Raw genomic sequence first — 24,292 nt, 5'->3', positions numbered from 1 at the left:
AGCAGTCAGTAACACGATAAAGGGGGCCGTGCAGCCTCGGATCCGGCGCGCGGTTCCCTTCGTCGTGCGGGCGGCGCGAGATGTTTCCCTGCCGGCGAAGGGGGCGTTCAAAGCTCGCACATGAGCCTGAACGCCCCCTCCGGGGCCTGCTGGCCGGTCAGGCCATCGGGGGCTGGTCGCGCCACCAGCGCTGACCGGCCTCGGGGAGGGTCGAGATCGGGTCGTAGTACGGGTAGCGGCGCTGCAAGGCTTCGGGATCCTCGTGCTCGATGCCGGTCCGGTAGTTCTTGGTCCAGTAGGAGATTCCGAGTTCGCGGTCGTAGTCGGCGAGCTGGTGCACCCACCGCTTCCCGACATAAGGCACGTCGCAGACGATGCGCGGCGTGGCGTAGCCGGGCAAGTAGCCCATGATCGCGTGCTGCAGTTCCTGCGCCTCGTGCACCGAAACCCGCCAGTGCTCGGCGTTCGGGATCATGTCGCACATGTAGAAGTAGTACGGCAGGATGTTCGCTTCGCCCTGCAGCGCGAAGCAGAGGTCCAGCAGGTCCGCCGGGGTCGCGTTGACGCCCTTCATCAGTACGCCCTGGTTGCGCACGTCGCGGACGCCGACGTCGAGCGCGGTGCGGGCGGCTTCGGCGACCAGCGGGGTGACCGACTGCGCGTGGTTGACGTGGGTGTGGATCGCGAGGTTGACGCCGCGGCGCTGGGCGGTGCCGGCGACGCGTTCGAGGCCTTCGACGACCTTCGGCTGGATCCAGTGCTGCGGCAGGGCGGCGAGCGCCTTGGTGGCGAGCCGGATGTCGCGGACGGTGTCGATGTCCATCAGCCGCATCAGGAACGACTCCAGCTGCGGCCACGGCACGTTGGCGACGTCGCCGCCGGAGACCACGACGTCACGCACGCCGGGGGTCTTCTTCAGGTACTCGATCATCGCGTCCTGGCGGTCGACCGGCTTGAGCGAGAGCTTGTGCTTCTCGATCTGTTCGGTGGAGTTGCCGACGAGGTCCATCCGGGTGCAGTGCCCGCAGTACTGGGGGCAGGTGGAGATCATCTCGGCGAGGACCTTGGTGGGGTAGCGGTGGGTCAGCCCCTCCACGACCCACATCTCGGCCTCGTGCAGCGAGTCCCGCTCGGAGTGCGGGTGGCTCGGCCATTCGGTGTCGCGGTCGCTGCGCACCGGGAGCATGTAGCGGCGGATCGGGTCGGCGTACCAGGCCTCGGTCACCTTCGCCGGGTCGGTGCCCGCGTTGGGCGCCATCGTGTTGATCATCTGCGGCGGCAGCAGCATCGACATCGTGGCCATCTCGCGCTGGTCGGCGAGCATGTCCTCGTAGAAGCGCTCCTCGAGCTGATCGCCCATCAAGGCGCGCAGCTGCTTGGCGTTGCGGATGCAGTGAACGCGCTGCCACTGCGCGTCACGCCACTCTGCCTCGGTCACGTCGTGCCAGCCGGGGAAGCGGCGCCAGTCGGGTTCGATCAGCTCGACTCGGGTGTAGTCGTAAGGCTGATCGTAGGCGGCCACCGGCGAGGTCGGTTCCTGGATCGCAGTCACTTGTACTCCTCGTCGTCGGAAACGCGTGAAAATATCCTGTCACATCGTTCGGACGACGTAAATATTCCTGTCTTGCCCGGAGTGTCAGGCCGACACTGCCTCCTGCTTCGAACGAGCGCGAAGGTGTTCGACGGCAGCGATTCCGGCGATCAACGCGGCGGCGAGAAACAGCAGGCCGGCCGAATAACCCAGGTGATGAACCGCTTCAAGCCGGGTCGATGGCGCGTTCTCGTCGCGGACGCCGACCGCGGTCATCGCACCGGCGCCACCGAACACCAGCACCGAGGCCAGCGGGCCGAGCACGGGTACGACGACACCGTCCTCCGCGAGACGAGGGCCGGTCGTGACGATCGCCGCGACGACGGTGGCGCACAGCAGCGCCAGCAGCAACGCACCCGGGATCACCGCTTCGTGGTCGATCAGCTTCTCCGGCACCCCGCCGGTCCCCAGATCCAGGATGAACAGCACGAGCGCGGACACCACGGCCCCGCCGACCGCGAACTGCGCCCTCCAGCGCGACGCCCCCGCCAGACACCCGGCGGCGACGCCCGCCGCGGCCGCCAGCCAGCTCAGGACCGGCTGGAACGCCACCGAGTACACCGCCAGCAGCAGCGGCGCCATCGCCCCGACCTGCACACTCGCCGACGTCGCCGCGGCGAAGAACGCCCGCGAACCGGCGAGCGCGCACACGACGACCCCGCCGACGAGCACGATCAGCCCCCCGATGGCCACGACGACTTCGGGATGCCTGGCGATCGATGCGACCGGCAGCTCCAGGATCTCGCTGACCTTCACCACGTCCACCGCCTGGACGGCCATGGGCAGCAGTACCGCCACGATCGCGGCGGCCGCGAACCGCGCCGTCAGCGGACGCGATTCCGGCCATTCCGCGTCCCGCGCCCGGGCACCACGGGTGACGACGGCCAGCACCGCCCCGGCCACGCTCACTGCGGTCAGGATCAGATGCCAGGCCAGACCGCCGGGCGCGAGCATGAGCCAGGACGCGCCTGCCAGGCTCGCGGCGAACAACTGTGTCCCGACGGCGAGCCCGATGACCACGAGCCCGGCCGTGCGGGCGCCTCGCCGCAGGAGATCCTGTGCGGCGGCGAACACGGCCAGCAGCACCACTGGCGGTCCGGCAAGGGCGACGATCGACAGCGACGGATGTGCGGCCAGGTCCGGGAACAGGTGCACGAGCGCGGTCGGCAGGGACAGCACGACCCCCGCCACCAGCAGCCACGGCCACCACCGGCTCAGGAACACCGCGGCGAGCACCGCCGCCATCGGCAACAGGGAGACCGCCACCAGATCCGACGGCCATGCCTGCGGCGCCACCAGTGCGATGAGCGGCCGCAGGATCGCGGTGTCGCGGACCGCGGTGAAAACGACCACCGCCCCGAGCCCCAAGCTCGCCGACAAAGCGGTCCCGACGACCGCTGACTTCGTGTTTTCGGCTCCCCAGCTCATTTCATCGACCCTAACCACGTGGTGATCATCCGCACGCTGCAAACTCGGAAGGGTGACCAACGCGCGAACCACGCTCCTGCTCGGCGGGCGCGTCTACAGCCCCTCGGCCCCCGACGCCACCGCCATGGCGATCACGGACGGCACCGTCGTCTGGGTGGGACAGGACGGCCCGGCCAAAGCACTGCATCCCGACGCCGAGGTGGTCGACCTCGACGGCGCCTTCGTCGCCCCCGCCTTCGTCGACGCGCACGTCCACGCCACCGCGACCGGCCTGCACCTCACCGGTCTCAACCTCACGGACGTCCGCGGTGCCGGTGAACTGCTCGCCGCGGTCCGCGGCGCCGTCCGTCCCGGCCAGGTGCTGGTCGCGCACGGCTGGGACGAGTCGCGCTGGACCGACGGCAGGCTGCCCAGCCGCGCGGAGATCGACGAGGCCGCCGACGGAACCCCGGTGTACCTCAGCCGCGTCGACGTCCACTCCGCGCTCGTCTCCAGCGCCCTCGTCGCACTCGCCGCCGGCGTGCACGACGCGCCGGGCTGGTCGCCCGACGGCCCGCTGACCCGCGACGCGCACCACCGCGTCCGCGCCGCGATGCGCGAGGCGATCTCCCCGCAGCAGAGACGCGAGGCCCAGCGCGCGTTCCTCGCCGAAGCCGCCGCACGCGGGGTCGTCAGCGTGCACGAATGCGCGGGCCCGGACATCTCCGGCGCCGACGACCTCACCGACCTGCTCACGCTCGCCGCGGACCCCGGACTGCCGGAAGTCGTCGGCTACTGGGGCGAGCGCGGCGGCGTCGACACCGCCCGCGCGCTGGGCGCCAGGGGAGTGGCGGGCGACCTGTTCGTCGACGGCGCGCTCGGCTCACGCACCGCGGCGCTGCACGAGCCCTACGCCGACTCCCACGGCACCTCCGGGACGCTCTACCTCGACGCCCCCGCGATCGCCGAGCACATCAGTGCCTGCACCGAAGCCGAACTCCAAGCCGGCTTCCACGTCATCGGCGACGCCGCCGTCGCCGAAGTCGTCGAAGGATTCCGGCTCGCGGAGAAGACCGTCGGCAAGCGGGCGCTGGCCGCCCGGCACCACCGGCTCGAACACGTCGAGATGATCGACGCGGTGCAGGCACGGGAACTCGCGGGCTGGGGCGTGGTCGCCTCGGTCCAGCCGCAGTTCGACGCGGAATGGGGCGGCACGCACGGCATGTACGTCGACCGCCTCGGCGCCGAGCGCGCCCCGAAGCTCAATCCCTTCGCCGCCATGGCGGCCGAAGGGCTCCTGCTCGCCTTCGGCTCCGACGCACCCGTCACCCCGGTTGATCCGTGGGCGACTGTCCGGGCCGGGACGTATCACCGCACCCCTGGGTCGGGGCTGTCCGCCCGCGCGTCCTTCACCGCCCACACGCGTGCGGGGCACCGCGCCGCAGGGGTCAACGACGGTGTCACCGGCAGCCTGGTCCCGGGCGCTCCCGCGCACTACGCGATCTGGGACGCCACCGATCTGGTCGTCGCGACCCCGGACTCGCGAGTGCAGCGCTGGTCGACCGACCCTCGGGCCGGTGTGCCGCCGCTGCCGAACCTGGAAGAGGGGGCGACGCTGCCCCGCTGCCTGCGGACGGTCCGCAGCGGGCAGGTCATCCACGATGTGTTCACCCGGACGGCCTAGGGTTCAGGGGTGCCCCCGACCGTGACGAACCCGGACCCCGAAGCAGCTCCCCGGAAGCGGTTCTCCCGCGCCTGGCTCCTGCGATTCCTCGTCGCCGCGGCGTCGGGTTTCACGCTGTACCTGAGTTTCGCGCCGCGTCCGCTGTGGTGGCTCGCGCCGCTGGCGTTCACCGGTTTCGCACTCGTGGTGCACGGACGCCGGTTCCGGGGCGCGTTCGGCTACGCGTTCGTCTTCGGGATGGCGTTCTTCCTGCCGTTGCTGACCTGGCTGCTGGACTTCCTCGGGCCGGATTTCGGGCCATGGCCATGGCTCGGGCTGGCGATGGCACTGTCGGTGTACCTCGGTTTCGGCGGGGCCTTCGCCACCGTGGTGTGGCGGCTGCCGCTGGGACCGTTGTGGGCGGCGCTGGTGGTCATCGCGCTGGAGACACCGCGCGCCTGGTTCCCGTTCGGCGGATTCCCGTGGGGCCGCGTGGCGTTCAGCCAGCCCGAGGGCGCTTTCGTCTCGCTCGCCTCGATCGGCGGCGCTCCGCTGGTCGGCCTCGCGGTCGTGCTGACCGGGTTCGGGCTCGCGGCGCTGTGCCTGCGGCTCAAGGGTGCCGACCCGCGGCGTTCCCTGGTGGCCGCGTCGGTCCTGACGCTGGTGCCGGTGGTGGCGGGACTCGCGGTGTGGCCGACGATCGGGACCGAGGCCCAGGACGGCGAGCTCACCGTCGCCACGGTTCAGGGCAACGCCCCCGACATCGGTCTGGCGCTGGAGGGCCGCCGCGACGAGCTCCGGAACAACCACCTCGCCGAGAGTGCCCGGCTGCTCGAAAAACTCAAGGCGGACAACACCAAGGTCGATCTGCTGATCTGGCCGGAGACCGCGATGGCCATGCGCGCCGGCGACGCCGGTGTCGACCGGATGGTCCGCGACTTCGGCAAGCAGGCGATCATCGGCGCGCTGGTCCGGCTGCCCGACGGCACGGCACAGAACTCCGCGCTCGTCTGGGATCCGGTCACCGGCCCCGGTCAGCGCTACGCCAAGCAGCAGCTCGTGCCCTTCGGTGAGTACGTTCCCGCCCGTGAGGTCGCGAAGCTGGTGACGCCGTTCGTCGACAGCGTCGCGAACATGACGCCGGGTGACGGCGCCAACGCCGCACTGTCGGTCGCGGGCACCAAGGTCGGCGTCTTCATCTGCTACGAGACCGCGTTCGACTACCCAGCCCGGGAATCGGTCGCCGACGGCGCGGAACTGCTCGTCGTGCCGACCAACAACGCCTGGTACGGACCGGGGGAGATGAGCTACCAGCAGCTGGCGATGTCGCGGCTGCGGGCGGTCGAGCACGGGCGCGCGGTGGTCGTCTCGGCCACCAGCGGAGTGAGCGCGCTCGTCGCTCCTGACGGATCGATCGCGGCCTCCACCAGCCTGTTCACCGCAGATTCCCTGGTCGGGCGCGTACCGCTGAGGCAGCAGACTACGCTGTCGGATCTACTCGGTGTAACCACGGAGTACGGGCTGCTGGCCCTGGCGATCGCCGGGGTTACCGGCGGGTACGTGATCCGTGTCCGCACCCGGCGCGCGAGCGCCACCAAGGCAACGAGGGAAGCGGCGGGCTGACCCGCCGGAACACGGAGGAAAAGCGGATGGCGCAGGCGCCACGGGGGGCCCAGGGAATCGACCCGGTGCTGGTGGTGGTCCCGACGTACAACGAACGGGACAACATCGGCCCGATCCTGGAACGCCTGTTCAAGGCTCTCCCTGACGTGAACGCCCTCGTCGTCGACGACGGCAGCCCCGACGGCACCGGAGACGTCGCCGACGAGCTCGCGAAGGCCGACGAGCGGATCCAGGTCATGCACCGGACCGAGAAGGCCGGTCTGGGCGCAGCGTACGTCGCCGGATTCCGCTGGGGCCTCGCCCGTGACTACGCGACCATCGTCGAGATGGACGCCGACGGATCGCACGCCCCGGAGGACCTTCCCCGGGTGCTGGCGGCCCTGGAGGACTCGGACCTGTCGATCGGCTCGCGTTACGTTCCCGGCGGCAGCACGGTGAACTGGCCGTTCCAGCGCAAGGCGCTGTCGTGGTTGGCGAACTTCTACGCGAGGATCGCGCTCGGCACGAAGATCAACGACATCACCGCGGGTTTCCGCGCGTACCGCCGCACGGTGCTGGAGAAGCTCCCGCTCGACGAGATCGCCTCGCGCGGCTACTGCTTCCAGATCGACCTGGCGTTCCGCACCGCGCTCGCCGGCTTCGAGGTGGTCGAGGTGCCGATCACCTTCACCGAACGTGAGGTCGGTCAGTCGAAGATGAGCGGCTCGGTTGTGCGCGAGGCGATCGTCCTGGTCGGCATGTGGGGGATCAAGCGTCGCTGGCAGCAGCTTCGCGGGCTGGTCAAGAAGAGCTGACCCCCAGAACGCTCACCCCGAGCTTCCCCAGGTCCTTCACCGTCTGTTCATCCGGCGCCGCGTCGGTGATCACGCCCGCGACGTCGGACAGGGGAAGCACGGTGAACGGCGAGGCCGCGCCGATTTTCTCGGAGCTGGCCAGCACGTAGGTGTCGGCGGCGCGTTTGGCGAGGGTCCGTTTCATCGCGGCTTCGTCCGAGTCTCCGGTGGTCAGCCCGGTCTCGGGGTGGACGCCGGTGACGCCGAGGAAGAACAGATCCGCGTTGATCCCCTCGGCGGCCTCCGCCGCCGCCGCGCCGCACGTGACGGCCGAGTGCTTGAAGAGCCGCCCGCCGATCAGGAACACCTCGACCTTCGGATGCGTGACGAGCGCGGCCGCGACGGTGGGGCTGTGCGTGACGATCGTCGCTTCGAGGTCGACGGGGAGCGCCTTGGCCAGCGCGAGCGCCGTCGTGCCGCCGTCGAGAATGACGGTCGAGCCGAGCCGGATCAACGCTGCTGCACGTTTTGCGATGCGCTCCTTGCCCGCGACGCTGACCGCCATCCGGGTCGCGTAGTCGGCGGTGGCGGGGGAGACCGGCAGAGCTCCGCCGTAGACCCGCTGGCAGAGTCCGGCGTCCGCGAGTTCTCGCAGGTCACGGCGGATACTGTCCTCTGACACGCCGAGTTCGGCGGCGAGGTCCTTGGCCACGATCCGGCCGTCGGTCTTCAAGCGTTCCATCAGCAGGTCTCGGCGCTGCGCAGCCAACATGTGCACATTCCTCCTTGTTCCTGCCGATTGTTGCACATTATGCTCCGGTGCATGAGCAAACCTCTGATGATCCTCATCGCCGGCCCGTTCCGCTCCGGCACCGGCGACGACCCCGAACTGCTCGCCCGCAACCTCGCCCGGCTCGAAGAGGCCGCCTGGCCGATCTTCCGCTGCGGGCACGTGCCGATGATCGGCGAATGGGTCGCGCTCCCGGTACTGCGCGGCGCGGGCGGGAAGACCGTGGCCGACCCGGTCGCCAAGGAGGTCATGTACCCGACGGCCGACCGGCTGCTGCACCACTGCGACGCCGTCCTGCGTCTGCCGGGGGAATCCACCGGCGCCGACCAGGACGTCGCGATCGCCCTGTCCCGCGGGCTGCCGGTCTATCACCACATCGAAGACATCCCGGGCTATCAGGCAGCCTGAAGCTCCGTCAGCACCGCCTTGATCGCCGGGCTGGCCTCGGCGCTGCGGCGCCACGCCGCGTGCACCTCGCGCATCGGCGGGCGCCGCAACGGCCGGACGACCAGCCCCTCGCTCAAGGGAGGACGAGCCAGCCGCGGGATCAACGCGAGAACCTCGCCAGAAGCGGCCAGCGAGAGCTGCGTGGAGAAGTCGTCCACCAGATGCCGCACATCCGGCTCCTCGTCCGAACCGGCGAACAGCCGCCGGAACCACTGATGGCAGACCGTGCCGGGCGGACTCGTCACCCACGCGTGACCGGCCAGGGCCGCACCGTCCAGCGGCGACTCGGCCCGCGCCAGCGCGTGGGTCTCGGCCATGACGACGTCGCCGAGGTCGGTGTGCATCAGGCGCCGGGACAAGGCGGACGACGCGGGGACAGGCAGACCGTCGGCGTCGTGCAGGAGCGCGAGATCGGCGGTTCCGGCATCGACACTGTGCAGCGCCTGGTCGGGATCCTGCTCGGTGATGTGCAGGCGGAGATCGGGGTAGCGCCGCAACAGCCGGGGATGGACGGGCGCGAGCAAACCGCGGATCCCCGTCGAGAACGCCGCCACCCGCAGGACGCCACGAGGCGCGCCCTCCGCGACCGACTGAGCGGCCTCGGCACAACGCTCCAGCGCCTGGAACACCTCCAGCGACGAGTCGACGACGGCCTGCCCGGCCGGCGTGAGGACCACTCCGCGTCCCGCCGGAGCGAGAACGGGCATCCCGACCTGGCGCTCCAACCGCTTGATCTGCTGCGACACCGCGGAGGCGGTGAACCCCAGCTCGTCCGCCGCCCGCGCCAGCGTCCCCAGAGCAGCCACCGACCGCAGTGCCCGTAACGCACCGACCTCGATCATGAAGCCATGCTACGCAATACAGCCTAAAAAGCATCGCTGGACCACAGGTATCGCCCTCGAGAAGATCGGCTGCATGACCGAACCGCTCTTCGGCTCCAACCTCGTCGCCATGGTCACCCCGATGGAACCCGGCGGCGCACTCAGCGAACCCGGCATCACCGGCCTGGTCGACCACCTGCTCACCACCGGCTGCGACGGCATCGTCGTCGGCGGGACCACCGGCGAATCACCCACCCTGACCGACACCGAGTCCGCCCGGCTCGTCCGCACCGCGGCGAACCTGACCGGGAACAGCGCCCGTGTGATCGCCGGAGTCGGCACCTACGACACCACCGCCTGCATCCGGCGCGCGAAGGAAGCCGAGGCCGCCGGCGCCGACGCGCTCCTGCTCGTCTGCCCCTACTACTCCAAGCCGACCCAAGCCGGGATCGTGGCGCACTGTCTGGCCGTGGCCGACGCCACCGAACTGCCCGTGATGCTCTACGACGTCCCCGCCCGCACCGGGACGGCCATGGAGGCGTCCACCCTGATCGAGCTCGCCGGCCACCCCCGCATCTGGGCCGTGAAGGACGCCAAAGGCGACCTGTTCGAAGCGATGTCCGTCATGACCCGCGCCCCGCTGGCCTACTACTGCGGGATCGACGAACTCAACCTGCCGTATCTCGCCACCGGCGCCACCGGCCTGGTCAGCGTCGTCGGCAACGCCTTCGCCGACCGCAACGCCGAGCTTATCCGAGCCGTACGCGGGGGAGACCTCGACACCGCACGAGCGATCAACGCCACGGTGCTTCCCCTCGCGGACGCGATCATGCGTACCTCGCAGGGAGCGATCATGGCCAAGGCCGCCCTGGCCGAGCTCGGCGTGATCCCGCACGCGACGGTCCGGCTTCCGCTGCTCGAATCCCCGCCGGAGCACCTGCGGCGACTGCACGAGGTGCTGACACCGCTCGCCGCGGTCACCTGACTCACGTTCGCCGGGGATGTCAGGAAAGGGTCGTTCCTGACGTTTTTCGTCCTGAACGACCCTTTCCTGACATCCCCGGGACACGGCGAAGCCCCCGCGGAGGGAGGTCGCGGGGGCTTCGCCGATTCGTGGTGGGGCTAGCTACTTGTGCCGTGCGTCAGGCGGACCGGGTGGTCCTGCGTCCCTTCAGCTCGGCGAGACGTTCGTTGAGCAGATCTTCGAGCTCCGGGATCGAACGGCGCTCCAGGAGCATGTCCCAGTGCGTCCTCGGGGGCTTGACCTTCTTCTGCTCCGGCTGCCCGCCGTCCACGATCTCGGACTCACTGCCGTGCAGCCTGCACTCCCACACCGAGGGGATCTCGGCGTCGTCGGAGAAGGGCACCTCGAACTCGTGGTTCTTGGGGCAGGCGTAGCGCACGGTGCGGCGAGGGGCGAGGTCGTGGTTGCGGTCGGTCTCGTAGCTGACCGCTCCCAGCCGGCTTCCACGGAGAACACGGTCGGCCATGATGGGGGTCCTTTCAGTCAGCTCCGGGTGGAGCCAGGGTGATGCTCACCCTATGCAACGACGGAGGGGGCCAGAGGATTCCCTGGACACCATGTCCTTGCTCACGATGAGCTGTGTCACCCGGTGGCAACAGCTTCTCCTAGTAGGAGTGATTTCGCGCTCTGGCGTGACGTCAATACGGCCATCTTGGTGCGGATATCCCCCAGATGGGCTAGTAGTACGCCTGTCACGTCAACCGTAACTGACCGTGTTGGGCCGAGGAGGGCCCCAGGTCGCCCAGTCGAAAGTGCCGACGGCACAATACCTGATAACGGACAGTGTTCGGTTCGCCCTCGGAACGTGATGCCGATGAAGTTTCAACTAGCGACTGCTCGGTATCCGCCACGACGACAGTGTCCCCGGCCCGCAGAACCTCACCCTCGGACACCCGCGCGTTGAACCGTCCCGTCTGCCCGCACCAGCACAACACCTCGACCTGAACCGGTTGCAACTCGTCCGCCAGCTCGAACAGCCGCGCCGCTCCGGGGAACAGCACGCTCCGGAAATCCGTCGCGATCCCGAAGCAGTACACGTCGATCTGGACGTCATCGGCCAATTCGGCCAGCTGATCCACCTGAACGGGTGACAAAAACTGAGCTTCGTCGACGATCAAGTAGTCCACGTGCCGCCCGGCCGCCCACTGCTCACGCACCAGCAACCGCAGATCGGTCTCGTTCCCCACCTCGATCGCCTTGCGCGTCAACCCGATCCGGCTGGTGATCTGCGGCTCACCGGACCGGTCGTGCCGCACCAGCACCATCCCGCGACGACCCTGCCGCGCGTGGTTGTGGTCGATCTGCAACGCCAGCGTCGACTTCCCGCAGTCCATCGGCCCGTAGCAGAACTTCAACTTCCCGACGACCGGCACACCCCGCCGTGAACCCGCCACCGGCACCGACGACAACGCGTCCGTGGGGTCCGGGCCACTCTCCTTCAGTACGGTCACGACGGTCGACCCTATCGGCAGGCCTTGCCCTCACAGCACCGCCGGTGGTCGGTTGCCCGCCGCCTCGATCGCCCGGCGCACCGGCACCAGCCACACGAACACGAAACCGAGCACGAAGAAGATCACCAACGCGATGATCGCCCACCGGAACGACCCGGTGATCTGCCCGACCGCCGCGAACAGCAGGGGACCCAGCCACGACGTACCCCGCTCACCGACCACGTACAGCGAGAAGTACTGCGCGTCCTTCCCCTCGGGGATCATCTGCCCGAACAACGACCGCGACAACGCGTTCGTCCCACCCAGCACCAGCCCGATCCCGACCGCCACCGCGTAGAACTGCAACGGCTGCCCCGCCTCGATGAAGAACGCGAAGGTCAGCACGACCACCCAGGCCACCAGACTGCCCAAGATCGTCTTCTTCGCCCCGATCCGCGCCGCGATCGCCCCGTGGATCATCGCCCCGGCGTACGCCAGGAACTGGATCACCAGGATCGTGACGATCAGCACCTGGGTGCTGTACTTCAGCTCGTCCTTCCCGTACTGCGCCGACACTGCCACCACCGTCGTGATCCCGTCGGTGAAGACCAGGTAGCTCCCGAGGAACGCCAGCGTCAGCGGATAGGCCCGAGCCTCCTTGATCGTCTGCCTCAACTCCTTGAACCCGGCCGTCAGCACCGACAGGCCACGCTCAGCCGACTTCGGCACATGAATCTGGGGGAGTGCCCGCACCGCCGGGACCGTGAACACCGCCCACCAGATCCCCGACGTCAGGAAACAGATCTGGATCGCCAGACCCTCGCTCACCCCGAAGAAGTCGTGCCCCATGAAGAAGCCCAGCTGCAGCGCCAGCGCCAGACCGCCACCGAGGTAGCCGAACGCCCAGCCCTTCGACGACACCGCGTCCCGCTCGTCCGGCTCCGCGATGTCCACCAGGAACGAGTAGTAGACGACCAGCGCACCGCCGTAACCGATGTTCGCCAGGATGAACGTCCAGACGCCGATCTCCCAGTTCGTCCCCGCGATGAAGAACATCAGCGCCGACGCCACCGCGCCCAGGAACGCGAACCCGCCGAGGATCCGCCGCTTGTGCCTGCTCCGATCCGCGACCGCGCCGGCGATCGGCAGCACCAGCACCTGCGTCACCGTCGCGATCGACAGCAGATACCCCCACAACGACCCCGCGGGGAAATGCAGCCCGAACAACGAGACGTCGCAGCTCTGCAACGTGCTCGACGCTCCACTCGAATCGGTACACGGCCTGTCCCCGTTAAGGGTGAAATTCGTCTTGGCATCCGCAGACGCGATCTCGCTCAAATAGAGCGCGCCGAACACCGTGATGACCGACGAATAGAACGGCGAATTGGCCCAGTCGTAGAGGTACCAAGCCCGCCACACCCGCTTGCGTTCACGGGTCACGGCCACCGTCATGCACTACTCCTGAAGTCGAGAATGTCGAGGTCAGCGGGAGACTACTGGTGATCAAGCCCGCCTGTCCGGCACGAGTCCGGACCGTGTTCGTTTCGACGCGTGACCAACCCTTCCCGGCCATCCGCCGGACCATCGTCGGCGTGTCGCTGCCACGAACCGCGTGTGTTTCATGTGAGGCTGGTGGTCAAGCTGTGACTCTTGTGAAGCATGTGTCCGTTATTTACTGTTCCGCTCATGAGGACCCATCGCCTTCGCACAGCACACCGCGTGGTGGCGAGAACGCTCCTGCTCGCCCTGGCCGTGACGGGCTTGCAGATCGCCATCACCGGATCCGCCGCCGCGGATCCCCACGGCTCCTACTGGGCCAAGCTCCGCATGTGTGAATCGAGCGGGCGCTACAACATCAACACCGGCAACGGCTACTACGGCGCCTACCAGTTCGACCTGCCCACCTGGCGCAGCGTCGGCGGCCAAGGACGCCCCGACCAGGCCAGCCCCCGCGAACAGGACTACCGGGCCCTCTACCTCTACCGCATGCGCGGCTGGCAACCCTGGGAATGCGCCGGCAAACTCGGCTTCCGCAACGACGGCGACGCCCGCAGCAAACGCGTCCCGTCCTATGAGGACTCCGCCTACATCGGCGGGGGAGGACAACCCGCACCGCCGCCTCCGCCCAAGCCGAAGCCTGTCCCGCCCGCACCGCCCGGCGGACCCAAACCCGACTGGCCCGGCGTCGTCTACGCCTACGGCGACTGCGCCGCACCGCTCAAGCAGTTCCAGCTGCGAATGAACGCCTACGGCTACGGCTTCACCGGAACCGGCTGCTACTACGACAAGACCCGCGAAGCCGTTCTCGCCCTCCAGCGCGCCAACGGCATCAACGACTCGGGCCGCCTCGGCCCCAAGACCTGGGACGCCGCCTGGAACGGCAAACCACCCCGGTAACCCCTCGCGTTTAGTCCTCTGAATGCGGTGTGAGCGCATTCAGAGGACTAAACGCGGAGATCACGAAGGCCAAGCACCCCGCTCACGAAGCACCTCACGCAGCAGATCCGGCCGATCCGTCACGATCCCGTGCACCCCCAGGTCCAGCAGCGACCGCATCTCCGCCGGATCGTCCACCGTCCACGTGTGCACCTCGAAACCCCCACGCGTCGCCTGCCGCAGAAAAGCCCGGTCCACCACCTTCAACCGCCCCTGCCGCACCGGCACCTGCGCCATCACACCCGGCGACAACGCCCGCAACGACACCAGCGGCAGAAACCCGTTCGCCCACATCACCGCCACCGAACGCGGCCCCATCGCCGTCACCAGCTTCGGCCCCGCCAGTTTCCGGATCCGCGCCAACCGCGCGTCCGAGAACGACGCCGCCGCCACCCGGTCATGCGCGCCGGTCCGCTCGATCGCCCGCACGAAGGGCACCACCGCGTCGTTCGACTTCACATCGACGTTGAACCGCGCCTCCGGCAGCTCCTCCAGGACGTCCTCCAGCCGCGACAACGGCGCACGACCCCCGATCTTGACCGACTTCAGCTGCGCCCAAGTCTGCCGGGAGATCAATCCCGCACCATCGGTCGTCCGGTCCAGCGACGCGTCGTGATGCACGACCACCACGCCATCCGACGTCGCGTGCACATCCGTCTCGAGGTAGCGATAACCCTCCGTCACCGCCTGCTGGAAAGCCGGTAGCGAGTTCTCCAGTCCTTCCAGGTCACCGAGGTGCCAGCCCCGATGGGCGAAGGCACGCGGGAGAGGGTCGGCGAGGTAAGGAAACAGTGTCGGCACCCCACTAGTGTGCACTTCCGCCGTGGCCCCGGCGTGAGCGTTCGATGGCCAGCTAGGGTCTGGTTCGTGAGGGAAGTGGCCGAACACCCGAAGACGTCCGCTGAAGAGGTGTCCGAGCTGCGCCGCGCCGGAGCACCCAAGCACTGCGGCTGGTGCGGCCGACGACTCGAACAAGGCGGCAACGTCGGCAGGCGCCGCCGTTACTGTGGGCAATCCTGCCGCCAGCGAGCCTACGAACGCCGCACCGCCCTGCAGCGCAGCGGCCTCCCGGAAGACGCCGTCGTCCTCTCCGACACCGAGATCGCCACCCTGCAGGACAGGCTCTTCCAACTCCGCTGCGCCGCCGAAGACGTCGTCACCGCGGCCGACGACGGTGCCTCCATCGCCGAACTCCGCGGTCTCGCCGGCGAGATCGCCCAGGCCGCCAAGGACCTCGAACAGCTCCGCTGATCCTGCGTGGAGCGTAGGACGGTGGCGATCATGGCGATTCGCGCGGCGGTGTTCGACATCGGCGACGTCCTGGAGATCGCGCCCGACCTCGGGGTCCGCAGGCGGTGGGAGGTCAGGCTCGGTCTCGTGGAGGGTGAGTTCGGCCGACGCCTGGCTGACGTCTGGGCAGCCGGGGCCATCGGCGGGGTCACCGAGGACGAGGTGCGTCAGGCGATCAGCGACCGGCTAGGCGTCGCCAGGAAACAGGCCGACCTGATCATGGCGGATGCCTGGGAGCAGTATCTGGGCACCGGCAACACCGAGCTGATCAAGTATTGCCGGGGGCTGCGCCCGAGCTATCGGACCGGCATCCTGAGCAACAGCTTCGTCGGCGCCCGGGAGCGGGAGCAGGCCGCGTATGGGTTCGAGGACCTCGTAGACGACATCGTCTACTCGCACGAAGTCGGCATGAGCAAGCCAGATCCACGGATCTACCAGCTCAGCTGCGCGCGGCTCAAGGTCCGCCCCGAGGAGATGATCTTCCTCGACGACATGGAGCCCAACATCGCCGCTGCCCGTGCGGTCGGTATCCACGGAGTCCGCTACCGGGACAACGCTCAGGCGATCGCCGAGATCGAGGCGCTCCTGATACGGGCCGGTGATTGAACCGGCCCTACACGATCCCGTCCAATGCCCGGTACGTCCGGTTGCTCGCGGCCGCCGCCCGCTGCTCCCGCCCAGTCGCCTCGATGTAGTTCTGACTGGTCGCCAGGCTCGCGTGCCCCAGCAGCGCCATGATCTCCGACGCCGTCGCGCCGTCCTCGGCCAGCCGTGTCGCGAACGTGTGCCGCAACGCGTGCAGATTCGCCCCGACCGGCACCCGGTCGTGCAGGCCCGCCCACCGGTAGCAGGACTTGACCAGGTACTCCAGCGCGCCGCGGCCGATCGGCTCGCCGGCGCGATCCCGGAGGAGGGGAGTGGAGGGGCCGAACCGCTGCTGAGGAAAACGACGGCGGCAGGAGGCCAGGTACTCCTCGATGATCTTCTCCATGATCGGCTGCACCGGGATCGACCGGTCGCGACTTCCCTTGCCGTGGACGTGCAAGCGCATCTCACCCTGACGTCCGACAAGGGACCGCGCCGTCAGCGCTCGCATCTCCGCGGCGCGCAGCCCGGCGACCAGTCCGAGCGCGATCACCAGGACGTCCCGCTCCGGCCACGGATCCCGCGTCCGACGCGAACCATCCGCCGCGGCCGCGAGCAACTGCTCCGGGGTTTCCTCGCCCCGCAACGGTTTCGGCGTCAACGGCGGCGCTTTCGGCCGGGCGACCGCGCCCATCGGATTGCCCGCGAGCAGCCCGTCCGACACGCAGAAGGTGAGGAACTGGTTCCAGGTCGACCAAGCGCGCAGGACCGAACTCTTGGCGTGGGTGTCCGCGAAGGCGCCGAATGCGTTGCGGAGAGCCTGGGCGGTGAGCATCTCGACAGTGAGCTCGTCAGGGGAGCGGTCCAGCTCGCGGAGCAGGAGAGCGGTGATGCCCGCGAGGTCGCGGCGGTACGCGTCAGTGGTGTGAGGAGAATCCTTACGGGGACGACGTGCGGCGAAAAAGGCTTGCTGTGCCTCGGAAACCCTCATGCGCATCTTGTACCGCATGGCACCGACAGTCTTACACTGGGTTATATTCCGTTTCATGCATAATAGTGATTATGCATGAAACGGAGCGGTAGCTCCGGAAGTCCCTCGCGGGGGATCTCGGTCCGCTCGCAGCCCTCCAAGGTGTCAGGAAAGGGTCGTTCCTGACGTTTTTCGTCCTGAACGACCCTTTCCTGACATCCGGGCGCTACCTGGGCGTTCTCCGGTACTGAAGGTCGCCGCCCGGGCGACCAGGCGGCGACTCGGGTCGATCCAGGGCCTCCGTTGATCTTCGGATCCTGAACGCCTGTGGTGATTCGTCACAGTGACGTATTGAGGCTGAGTGATCGGACATCGGTTTCCCGTCCTCGGGGGCGTCCAGGGACACCCTGTGGGTCACCAGGCAGCCAAGTCTGCCGACCGTGGCGGAGAGAGCGACGCCCGCGCCTGACCGCGACGAGAGGAACTCTCTGCGTGTGCGACGCGCGCCGAATGACCCCTTCAAGGACGCTCCAGAGACCCCTCTCGACCCTCGTTATCCAGCTCGTCCAAAGTGCCGATAATGTACATTATGTCAAGTAGTCGAGATATCAGCGCTCCCCGCCAACCGTTCGGAGCCAACGAGGACGGCCGCGAGGCCTTCTTGCAGGTCCTTGACGAAGTATTCGGGCACCTCCAGTGACGGGAAGTGTCCCCCGGCTTCGGGCGCCATCCAGCGGACGATCTGCCGGTACCGCTCCTGCGCCCAGGCGCGCGGGTACTTCTCGATGTCACGTGGGTACATGGTGATCGCCGACGGGACGTCGACCCGGAGTTCGGGATCGAGCGAGGCGTGGCTTTCGTAGTAGATGCGAGCCGACGACGCCCCGGTACGCGTCAGCCAGTACAGGGTGACGTTGTCGAGAATCCGGTCCCGGGAGATCGTCTCGAACGGACTGTCTTCGGTGTCCGTCCACTCGTAGAACTTGTCGAGGATCCAGGCGAGGAGCCCGACCGGTGAGTCGACGAGCGAGTAGCCGATGGTCTGCGGCCGAGTCGCCTGCTGCTTCGCGTACGCCGCGCGATGGTGCCAGAAATCGCGGGTTTCCTCTGTCCATCTGCGCTCGACCGCTGTCAGGCCGTCCGTCGGCAATCCGGCCGGCCCCTCCGCGAAGGTCGTGTGGATGCCGAGGACGCGTTCCGGGAAACGGCCGGCGAGAACCGTGGTGATGTTTCCTCCCCAGTCTCCCCCGTGCGCGACGAACTTGTCGTAGCCGAGCTTTCCCATCAGTTGCACCCAGGCGGCCGCCGTCTTTTCGGTGCCCCATCCGGTGGTGGCCGGCTTGTCGCTGTAACCGAATCCCGGCAGCGAAGGAATGACGACGTGGAACGCCGGCGCGCCCCCGTCTTCCGGATCGGCCAGTTCGTCCACCACGTCGACGAACTCGGCGATGCTGCCCGGCCAGCCGTGGGTCAGGATCAGCGGAGTGGCGTCCGTGCGTGCGGATCGGCGGTGCAGGAAGTGGATTCCCAGGCCGTCGATGGTCGTGCGGTACTGCCCGATCTGGTTGAGGCGCTCTTCGAATGGTCGCCAGTCGTATTCGGTGCGCCAGTGGTTCACGACGTCGACGAGGTCGGCGAGCGGGACGCCCTGGTCCCATCGGCGCGGGTCGGGCGCCGCGCGGTGGACCGTCTCGGGCTCCGGTAGCCGGGCCGCGGCCAATCGTGCGCGCAGATCGGCGAGTTCGGCGTCGGTCGCGTGGGCTTCGAATGCTTGTACGTCGTCGGTTGAACGGGACATGAGAACCTCCTGACCATCGTGGAACCGGCTAAGACGGTTCTAACATGTCGTCAGGTCCAGAAGCAACCGGCTAAGGTGGTTCCCATGTCTGACGGGTTCCCTGACTTCCGCCTCGGCACTGTGCTGGCGACGAGCTTCACGGCGACTCTGACAGAGCGTCGCGGTGAGGCCGTCGAGCGCGTACCCACGCCGCAGCGGCTCGTCGATTGGCTGACGGTGAGCGGTCTCGCGGTGGATTCCTGCACCGCTGCCCAGCTGGAACTGGCCCGGGAACTGAGGGAATCGATTCACGCCGCCGCGACGGCGGCCGCGATCGGCGACACTCCCCCTGTGTCCGCTGTCCGGGTCATCAATGACCGCAGCATCGAGAGCCGGGCCTCGGCCGTCCTGACTCCGGAGGGCACTCGTCACTGGCGGCTGAGTTCGGCGTCGCGTGTGGAAGACGCTCTCGGGGTGATCGCAGCCGACGCGATCGGCATCCTCTCCGGCGAGCGGGACGGAAAGTTGGCCTTGTGCGCGTCGCCGACCTGCCAGGCCGCCTTTTTCGACACCAGCCAGAGCCGGACCCGCAAATGGTGCGACATGGGTACCTGCGGGAATCGCCAGAAAAAGGCGCGCTTCAATGCCAGCAAAGGCAAAAGGCCGTGAGCTAGGGGCGTGACCCGAGTCGCTGGGTGATCCGGTCGAACAACTCCCCCAGCGGCTCGCCGACGTCCCGGCCGAATTCGGTCAGCCCGTAGGTGACTTGAGGTGGCGTGGTCGGCTCGACCTTGCGCCAGATCAGGCCGTCCTGGACCAGGGAGCGCAGGGACTGGGCGAGCATCTTCTCGCTGATGCCCTGGATGCTTTCGCGGAGCTCGAAGAAGCGGAGATCGTTGCTCTGCAAGGAGATCAGTACCCAGATTCCCCAGCGGCTGGTGATGTGGTCGACCACGTCACGGGCGGCGCAGTCGGTGTGAAACACCTCATACCGCGTCTCGGTGTCACCTTGGGTGATCTGCGAGCCTCCAGCCATGTCAGGAGCTTACCTCCAGGTATGTACTTACCAAGAGTTAGCTCCACTTCTAGCGTCCTGACCACAGGGAACATCGGACGAAGGAGCTTTCATGATCGTGGTGACCGGGGCTACCGGGAACATCGGCCGGCCGTTGACCGAGGCGCTGGTCGCGGCGGGCCAGGAGGTGACGGCGGTGTCGCGGCACGCCGCGGCGGCGCCGGAGGGCGGGCGGCATGTGGTGGCCGATCTGGCGGAGCCTGCCGGTCTCGACGCCGCGCTGGCCGGGGCGAAGGCGTTGTTCCTTCTGCTCTCCGGTGACCTGCACGCCGCCGGAGCCAACCCGGCGGACATCGTCCGCGAGGCCGCGGCGAGCGGAGTCCGCCGTGTAGTCCTGCTTTCGACGTTGGGTGTGGCGACCAGGCCGTTCGGTGCGACGCGGATCGCGATGCGTGCTCTGGAGGACAGGCTGCGGGAGTCCGGTTTGGACTGGGCGATCCTGCGGCCAGGTGGCTTCGCGTCCAACGCGCTGTGGTGGGCGGAGTCCGTGCGTGCTCAGCGGATGGTCGCCGCGCCGTTCGGTGACACGGGTGTTCCGATCATCGATCCGGCGGACATCGCGGAGGTCGCGGCCGCTTGTCTGGTGGACGATCGGCATCTCGGTGAGGTGTACGAGCTGACCGGTCCGGCGGTGATCACGCCGCGCGAGCAGGCCGCGGCGCTGGCCGGGGTGCTGGGTTCGCCGGTGCGTTTCCACGAGCTGAGCCGGGCCGAGGCGAAGGCGGGGATGGTCCGGAGCATGCCGGCGGAGCTCGCTGACGACACCTTGGACATCCTGAGTTCGCCGACTCCGGCCGAGTTGCGCGTCAGTCCGGATGTGGAGCGGGTGCTCGGTCGCGCGCCGCGGTCGTTCGCCGATTGGGCTGCCCGGAACGTCGCCGCGTTCCGCTGACGGGTGGCGCTATGGTCATCCCTGGAATCGAAATCTGGGGGTCACCGAAATGTCCGAGAGCAGCGCTGTGCGCGTCGATCCGTCCAACGAGCGGATGTTGAAGGCGTGGAATGGCGATGATGGCGCGCTGTGGGCCAAGCGCGCGCAGCGGTTCAACGACGGCGTCGCCGCGTACCGCGACACCTTCTTCTCCGCGGCCGGCATCCAGCCGGGTGATCGTGTCCTTGATGTCGGCTGCGGAGCCGGTCAGACGACGCGGGACGCGGCTCGGCTGGCCACCGAAGGGTCCGCGCTGGGCGTCGACCTTTCGGGCGAGATGCTCGGCCTCGCCCGGCGTCTCGCCGAGGAGGAACGCGTTCCCAACGTCTCGTTCGAGCAGGTGGACGCTCAGGTCCACGCGTTTCCCGAGTCTGGCTTCGACGTGGTGATCAGCAGGCATGGATCGATGTTCTTCGGTACTCCCCTGGCGGCGTTTGTCAATCTGGCCGGGGCGACGCGGTCAGGGGGTCGTCTCGTGTTGCTGACGTGGCAGCCGTTGCGGCTCAACGAGTGGATCACGACGTTCCGGACGATTTTCGCCGCGGGCCGTGAGGTGCCGTCGGTGAATCTCGCGCTCAGCGATCCGCACGAGACCGAGGCGCTGCTGACCTCCGCTGGGTACGCCGACGTCCGGTGCACCGCGGTGGACAAGCCGATGTACTTCGGGCAGGACGTCGACGACGCGGCCGAGTTCGTCATCGAGCAGCACGGCGGGCGGCTGAGCGACCTGGACGACGCCACCCGTGTGAAGGCCATCGAGACGTTGCGCGCCGATCTCGCCGAGCACCAGACCGACCGAGGCGTTTTCTACGGCTCGGCGGCCTGGCTCGTCGAGGCCCGGCGTCCTTGACCTAGGGCTTGCGGGCGATCAGGTAGGCCTGTGGGGTGTTCTCGAACTCCTCGGACGGCTCACGGACGAGCTGGGAAAGCACGGTGAATCCCGCCTCCCCCAGTTGTTCGGCGATCTTCTCCGGCGAGAGCCGGTACGCGTCGCAGGTGATGTCGTGCCCGTACGCGTGCTCGATGTGGCGCACTTCGTCGCCGACCTGGAAGGCCACCATGAGGTGGCCGCCCGGGGCGAGGATCCGGTGGAAGTCGGTGAAGATCTCCGGCAGGCGTTCGCGTGGGGTGTGGATGATCGAGTACCAGGCGACGACGCCGGTCAGTGCACCGTCCTGAATGGGCAAACCGGGCATCTCCCCGATTTCGAAGTCCAGGTGTGGGTACCACTCGCGGGCGACGGCGAGCATCCCCGGGGAGAGATCGACGCCGTGGATGTCGAGCCCGAGTCCGTGGAGGTAGTCGGTGACGCGGCCGGTGCCGCAGCCGATTTCGGCGACGCGTCCGCCACCGGCGGCCTGGACGATTTCGGCGTACGCGCCGAGCATTGCCCTGTCCCAGGTGGATCCGGCGAGGTGGTCGCGGAGGAGTTCTGCGTAGTCGGCCGCGACGGTGTCGTAGGCGGTTCGGGTGGTGTCGAGGTAGTCGGTCACGGCGGGCACCCTAGTGGCGGGCTCCGACAACAATAGTCGCGTACAGGTCGTCGTCGGTGATCACTTCGGGGGTCAAACCGTTGTCCGCCATGGCTTTCGCGGTGTTCGCGGATTGGGTTTCGCCGGTTTCGACGAGCAGGTGACCGCCGGGAGCGAGCCATTGGGAAGCTTCGGCGGCGACGCGGCGGTGGACCTCGACGCCGTCGTGTCCGCCGTCGAGCGCGACGCGGGGTTCGTGGTCGCGTGCTTCGGGCGGCATCATCGCGATGGCGTCGGTGGGGACGTAGGGGGCGTTGACGACGAGGAGGTCGACGTGGCCTCGCAGGGATGCGGGGAGGGGCTCGTAGAGGTCGCCTTCGAAGACCTCTCCCCCGGCTTCGGCGACGTTGATCCGGGCGCAGCGGACGGCGGCGGGTTCGATGTCGGCCGCGTGGAGCCGGATTCCGGGGAGTTCGGTGGCGATGGCGGCACCGAGCGCGCCGGTGCCGCAGCAGAGGTCGACGACGACCGCTCCCGGTCCGGCGAGCGCGACAGCGTGGCGGACCAGCAGCTCTGAGCGTTGGCGTGGCACGAAGACGCCGGGTTCGACGGTGATGCGGAGTCCGTGGAATTCGGCCCAGCCGAGGATGACTTCGAGGGGTTCGCCGTCGACACGGCGGCGGACCATGGTGTCGAGTTCGGCGGGTGTGCGGGCTTCGGCTCTGAGCAGCCGGGCTTCGTCTTCGGCGAAGACGCACCCGGCTGCCCGGAGTCTGTCGACCGTGGTCACTTGTCGCGCAGCCTGGAGAGGATTCCGTCGAGGGCGTGGCGGACGGTGTCGGGGACGCCGTTGGTGCGCAGGTCGGTGAGGAATTGCTCGTTGAGCCCGCCGGGGGTCATGTGCTTGCCGGTGAGGGTTTCGAGGGAGCCGCCCTGCTCGATCAGGGAGTGGCCGAGCTGCCCGAAGATGTGGCTGGTGAAGGTGGTCGCCACGGTGTCCTCGATGCCCTGGTCGGTCATCCAGGCGGCGATGGTGCCGAGGTAGTCGAGGTGGGCGGCGAAGGTGGCGGTGGCGCCGCTGAAGATGTCGAGGTCCTTCTCCGCGGCGGGGACGACGCTGCCGCCGATGCTGTCGAAGAGAGCTCGTGCCTCGGGGTTGTCCGGGTACAGGGCGGTGAGGCTCTGGCGGCGGGAGGCCGGGGGCAGCGGGATGCTCCGGACGACTTCGCGTACGGGGGCGGCCCATTCGCGCAGCCGGTCGAGGGGGACGCCGGCGAGGGCGCTGATCAGGACCTGGTCGGGCCGGAAGGTGAGGTCGCGGAGGACTTCTTCGGCGATTGGCGTGCGCACGGCGAGGACGATGGTCGGGGCGCTGTCGACGACGGCTTGGTTGCTGTCGCGGACTTCGACGTTGGCGAAGCGGGCCGAGAGTTCTTGGCCGACGCTGCGGCTGCGGGGCGAGAGGAAGATCGAGGGCGGTTCGGCGATGTCCTTGCTGAGGCCTTCGACGATGGCGGCGGTGATCTCACCGGCGCCGATGAATCCGTATTCCATGGTCGCTCCTAGGCTCCGGTGTGGCCGTCGACGCGTTCGCGGATGAGGTCGGCGTGGCCGTTGTGGCGGGCGTATTCCCCGATCATGTGGATGTAGAGCATGCGCAGGGAGAACGGGGCGTCGCCGAGCTTGAAGGTGTCGTCGAGGGATCCTCCGGCGGCGGCTTCGTCGGCGAGGCGGATCTCTTCGAGCAGGACGTTGTAGGCCTCTTCGGCTTTGCCGGCGTCGAGGGTTTCGAAGTCGTGGTCCTTGCCGAGGGCGGGGTCGTAGAGCGGTCCGATGTCCTGGCCCGCGTAGTGCAGGCGGAACCAGATGCGTTCGACCTTGGCCAGGTGCCGGACGAGGCCGAGGAGGGTGAGGTTCGAGGGCGGGACCGACGCCTGGGCGAGCTGTTCTCCGGTGAGTCCGGCGAGTTTGTGGAGGAAGGTGCTGCGGTGCCAGTTCAGCAGCGAGGGAAGAAGAACGCGTTCGTCGGCGGCGGTGTCGCCGGACGGACGGGTCACCTCGGGGGCGGTCCATGTCATGACGGCGATCATGCCATCGGGCGAGGTGGGCCTGTGGCGAGCGGGACGTGAGCGGGGTCACGTCCCGCTGTGGGGCGTGGGCTGAATCCTTTCGCGGGGGTGCCGGCTC

Annotated in this window: 26 protein-coding genes; 11 read left to right on the top strand and 15 right to left on the bottom strand. The window is 68.4% G+C overall.

Features of this window, described 5'->3' with window-relative positions:
• Positions 1-157: 157 nt before the first annotated feature.
• Both AB0N89_RS01180 and AB0N89_RS01175 read right to left on the bottom strand, forming a co-directional pair.
• Positions 158-1,552 carry a lysine 2,3-aminomutase gene (locus tag AB0N89_RS01180; RefSeq protein WP_364198901.1) on the bottom strand — a complete coding sequence of 465 codons (1,395 nt, stop codon included), beginning with the start codon at positions 1,550-1,552 and terminating at the stop codon, positions 158-160.
• 84 nt (positions 1,553-1,636) lie between these two features.
• Positions 1,637-3,019, bottom strand: coding sequence for a hypothetical protein (locus AB0N89_RS01175; protein ID WP_364198899.1), 1,383 nt, complete (start codon positions 3,017-3,019; stop codon positions 1,637-1,639).
• 52 nt (positions 3,020-3,071) lie between these two features.
• Between AB0N89_RS01175 and AB0N89_RS01170 the strand changes: the two genes are divergently transcribed.
• Genes AB0N89_RS01170 through AB0N89_RS01160 form a run of 3 tightly spaced genes read left to right on the top strand, consistent with a single transcriptional unit; the run spans position 3,072 to position 7,078 of the window.
• Complete coding sequence (locus AB0N89_RS01170; protein ID WP_364198897.1) at positions 3,072-4,682, top strand: amidohydrolase; 1,611 nt, start codon at positions 3,072-3,074, stop codon at positions 4,680-4,682.
• 9 nt (positions 4,683-4,691) lie between these two features.
• On the top strand, positions 4,692-6,284 hold the full coding sequence (gene lnt / locus AB0N89_RS01165; RefSeq protein ID WP_364198895.1) for an apolipoprotein N-acyltransferase: 1,593 nt from the start codon (positions 4,692-4,694) through the stop codon (positions 6,282-6,284).
• A gap of 26 nt (positions 6,285-6,310) precedes the next feature.
• Complete coding sequence (locus tag AB0N89_RS01160) at positions 6,311-7,078, top strand: polyprenol monophosphomannose synthase (RefSeq protein ID WP_364198894.1); 768 nt, start codon at positions 6,311-6,313, stop codon at positions 7,076-7,078.
• On the opposite strand, the gene AB0N89_RS01155 is transcribed toward AB0N89_RS01160, so the two are convergent.
• On the bottom strand, positions 7,065-7,829 hold the full coding sequence (locus AB0N89_RS01155) for a DeoR/GlpR family DNA-binding transcription regulator (protein WP_364198892.1): 765 nt from the start codon (positions 7,827-7,829) through the stop codon (positions 7,065-7,067). The genes AB0N89_RS01160 and AB0N89_RS01155 overlap by 14 nt on opposite strands.
• 51 nt (positions 7,830-7,880) lie before the next feature.
• Between AB0N89_RS01155 and AB0N89_RS01150 the strand changes: the two genes are divergently transcribed.
• A complete protein-coding gene (locus AB0N89_RS01150) occupies positions 7,881-8,255 on the top strand; it encodes a DUF4406 domain-containing protein (RefSeq protein ID WP_364198890.1) in 375 nt (124 codons plus the stop codon).
• On the opposite strand, the gene AB0N89_RS01145 is transcribed toward AB0N89_RS01150, so the two are convergent.
• Complete coding sequence (locus AB0N89_RS01145) at positions 8,243-9,136, bottom strand: LysR family transcriptional regulator (RefSeq protein WP_364198888.1); 894 nt, start codon at positions 9,134-9,136, stop codon at positions 8,243-8,245. The genes AB0N89_RS01150 and AB0N89_RS01145 overlap by 13 nt on opposite strands.
• Positions 9,137-9,209: 73 nt before the next feature.
• Here AB0N89_RS01145 and dapA point away from each other — a divergent pair, with 73 nt between their 5' ends.
• Positions 9,210-10,100, top strand: a complete 891-nt coding sequence (gene dapA / locus AB0N89_RS01140) for a 4-hydroxy-tetrahydrodipicolinate synthase (protein WP_364198886.1) — start codon at positions 9,210-9,212, stop codon at positions 10,098-10,100.
• A 157-nt stretch (positions 10,101-10,257) separates the two neighbouring features.
• Here dapA and AB0N89_RS01135 read toward each other — a convergent pair whose 3' ends face one another.
• The 3 genes from AB0N89_RS01135 to AB0N89_RS01125 all read right to left on the bottom strand — a co-directional run bounded on the left by AB0N89_RS01135 (position 10,258) and on the right by AB0N89_RS01125 (position 13,021).
• The gene (locus AB0N89_RS01135) at positions 10,258-10,605 is read right to left on the bottom strand and encodes an RNA polymerase-binding protein RbpA (protein WP_005151365.1); all 348 of its coding nucleotides are present in this window, start codon (positions 10,603-10,605) and stop codon (positions 10,258-10,260) included.
• Between the two features lie 226 nt (positions 10,606-10,831).
• Positions 10,832-11,590 carry a thymidine kinase gene (locus tag AB0N89_RS01130; RefSeq protein WP_364198884.1) on the bottom strand — a complete coding sequence of 253 codons (759 nt, stop codon included), beginning with the start codon at positions 11,588-11,590 and terminating at the stop codon, positions 10,832-10,834.
• Positions 11,591-11,620: 30 nt separating this feature from the next.
• A complete protein-coding gene (locus AB0N89_RS01125) occupies positions 11,621-13,021 on the bottom strand; it encodes an MFS transporter (RefSeq protein WP_364198882.1) in 1,401 nt (466 codons plus the stop codon).
• Between the two features lie 270 nt (positions 13,022-13,291).
• On the opposite strand from AB0N89_RS01125, the gene AB0N89_RS01120 reads away from it, so the two are divergent.
• Positions 13,292-13,966: a transglycosylase family protein gene (locus tag AB0N89_RS01120; protein ID WP_364198880.1), complete on the top strand. Its 675-nt coding sequence runs from the start codon at positions 13,292-13,294 to the stop codon at positions 13,964-13,966.
• A 60-nt stretch (positions 13,967-14,026) separates the two neighbouring features.
• Here the strand turns inward: AB0N89_RS01120 and AB0N89_RS01115 are convergent, their stop codons facing one another.
• A complete protein-coding gene (locus tag AB0N89_RS01115; protein WP_364198878.1) occupies positions 14,027-14,806 on the bottom strand; it encodes a glycerophosphodiester phosphodiesterase in 780 nt (259 codons plus the stop codon).
• A 66-nt stretch (positions 14,807-14,872) separates the two neighbouring features.
• Here AB0N89_RS01115 and AB0N89_RS01110 point away from each other — a divergent pair, with 66 nt between their 5' ends.
• Positions 14,873-15,256 carry a hypothetical protein gene (locus tag AB0N89_RS01110; RefSeq protein WP_364198876.1) on the top strand — a complete coding sequence of 128 codons (384 nt, stop codon included), beginning with the start codon at positions 14,873-14,875 and terminating at the stop codon, positions 15,254-15,256.
• Positions 15,257-15,286: 30 nt separating this feature from the next.
• Positions 15,287-15,901 carry an HAD family phosphatase gene (locus AB0N89_RS01105; RefSeq protein WP_364199251.1) on the top strand — a complete coding sequence of 205 codons (615 nt, stop codon included), beginning with the start codon at positions 15,287-15,289 and terminating at the stop codon, positions 15,899-15,901.
• 7 nt (positions 15,902-15,908) lie between these two features.
• Here AB0N89_RS01105 and AB0N89_RS01100 read toward each other — a convergent pair whose 3' ends face one another.
• Together AB0N89_RS01100 and AB0N89_RS01095 are read right to left on the bottom strand one after the other, a co-directional pair.
• On the bottom strand, positions 15,909-16,889 hold the full coding sequence (locus AB0N89_RS01100) for a tyrosine-type recombinase/integrase (RefSeq protein WP_364198874.1): 981 nt from the start codon (positions 16,887-16,889) through the stop codon (positions 15,909-15,911).
• Between the two features lie 553 nt (positions 16,890-17,442).
• Positions 17,443-18,648 (bottom strand): epoxide hydrolase, encoded by a 1,206-nt coding sequence (locus AB0N89_RS01095; protein ID WP_364198872.1) that lies wholly within the window; start codon positions 18,646-18,648, stop codon positions 17,443-17,445.
• 84 nt (positions 18,649-18,732) lie between these two features.
• On the opposite strand from AB0N89_RS01095, the gene AB0N89_RS01090 reads away from it, so the two are divergent.
• Entirely contained in the window at positions 18,733-19,296 is a 564-nt protein-coding gene (locus AB0N89_RS01090; protein WP_364198870.1) for a CGNR zinc finger domain-containing protein, read from the top strand.
• Position 19,297: 1 nt separating this feature from the next.
• On the opposite strand, the gene AB0N89_RS01085 is transcribed toward AB0N89_RS01090, so the two are convergent.
• Positions 19,298-19,663, bottom strand: a complete 366-nt coding sequence (locus AB0N89_RS01085) for a helix-turn-helix domain-containing protein (protein ID WP_364198868.1) — start codon at positions 19,661-19,663, stop codon at positions 19,298-19,300.
• A gap of 91 nt (positions 19,664-19,754) precedes the next feature.
• On the opposite strand from AB0N89_RS01085, the gene AB0N89_RS01080 reads away from it, so the two are divergent.
• On the top strand, positions 19,755-20,594 hold the full coding sequence (locus tag AB0N89_RS01080; protein WP_364198866.1) for an NAD(P)H-binding protein: 840 nt from the start codon (positions 19,755-19,757) through the stop codon (positions 20,592-20,594).
• Between the two features lie 49 nt (positions 20,595-20,643).
• Positions 20,644-21,483, top strand: coding sequence for a methyltransferase domain-containing protein (locus AB0N89_RS01075; protein WP_364198864.1), 840 nt, complete (start codon positions 20,644-20,646; stop codon positions 21,481-21,483).
• Position 21,484: 1 nt separating this feature from the next.
• Here AB0N89_RS01075 and AB0N89_RS01070 read toward each other — a convergent pair whose 3' ends face one another.
• The 4 genes from AB0N89_RS01070 to AB0N89_RS01055 are packed head-to-tail and all read right to left on the bottom strand — an operon-like array spanning position 21,485 to position 24,183.
• Positions 21,485-22,126: a class I SAM-dependent methyltransferase gene (locus AB0N89_RS01070; RefSeq protein ID WP_364198862.1), complete on the bottom strand. Its 642-nt coding sequence runs from the start codon at positions 22,124-22,126 to the stop codon at positions 21,485-21,487.
• A 10-nt stretch (positions 22,127-22,136) separates the two neighbouring features.
• The gene (locus AB0N89_RS01065; RefSeq protein WP_364198860.1) at positions 22,137-22,895 is read right to left on the bottom strand and encodes a putative protein N(5)-glutamine methyltransferase; all 759 of its coding nucleotides are present in this window, start codon (positions 22,893-22,895) and stop codon (positions 22,137-22,139) included.
• Positions 22,892-23,659, bottom strand: a complete 768-nt coding sequence (locus AB0N89_RS01060; RefSeq protein WP_364198859.1) for an NAD(P)-binding domain-containing protein — start codon at positions 23,657-23,659, stop codon at positions 22,892-22,894. The genes AB0N89_RS01065 and AB0N89_RS01060 overlap by 4 nt, the downstream gene beginning before the upstream one ends.
• Positions 23,660-23,667: 8 nt before the next feature.
• Entirely contained in the window at positions 23,668-24,183 is a 516-nt protein-coding gene (locus tag AB0N89_RS01055) for a DinB family protein (protein WP_364198857.1), read from the bottom strand.
• Between the last annotated feature and the right edge of the window lie 109 nt (positions 24,184-24,292).

Source organism: Amycolatopsis sp. NPDC089917, from assembly GCF_040684635.1.
Taxonomy (GTDB): Bacteria; Actinomycetota; Actinomycetes; order Mycobacteriales; family Pseudonocardiaceae; genus Amycolatopsis.
The sequence above is the reverse complement of the archived record's forward strand: the minus strand, read 5'-3'. Positions and strand labels throughout refer to the sequence as shown.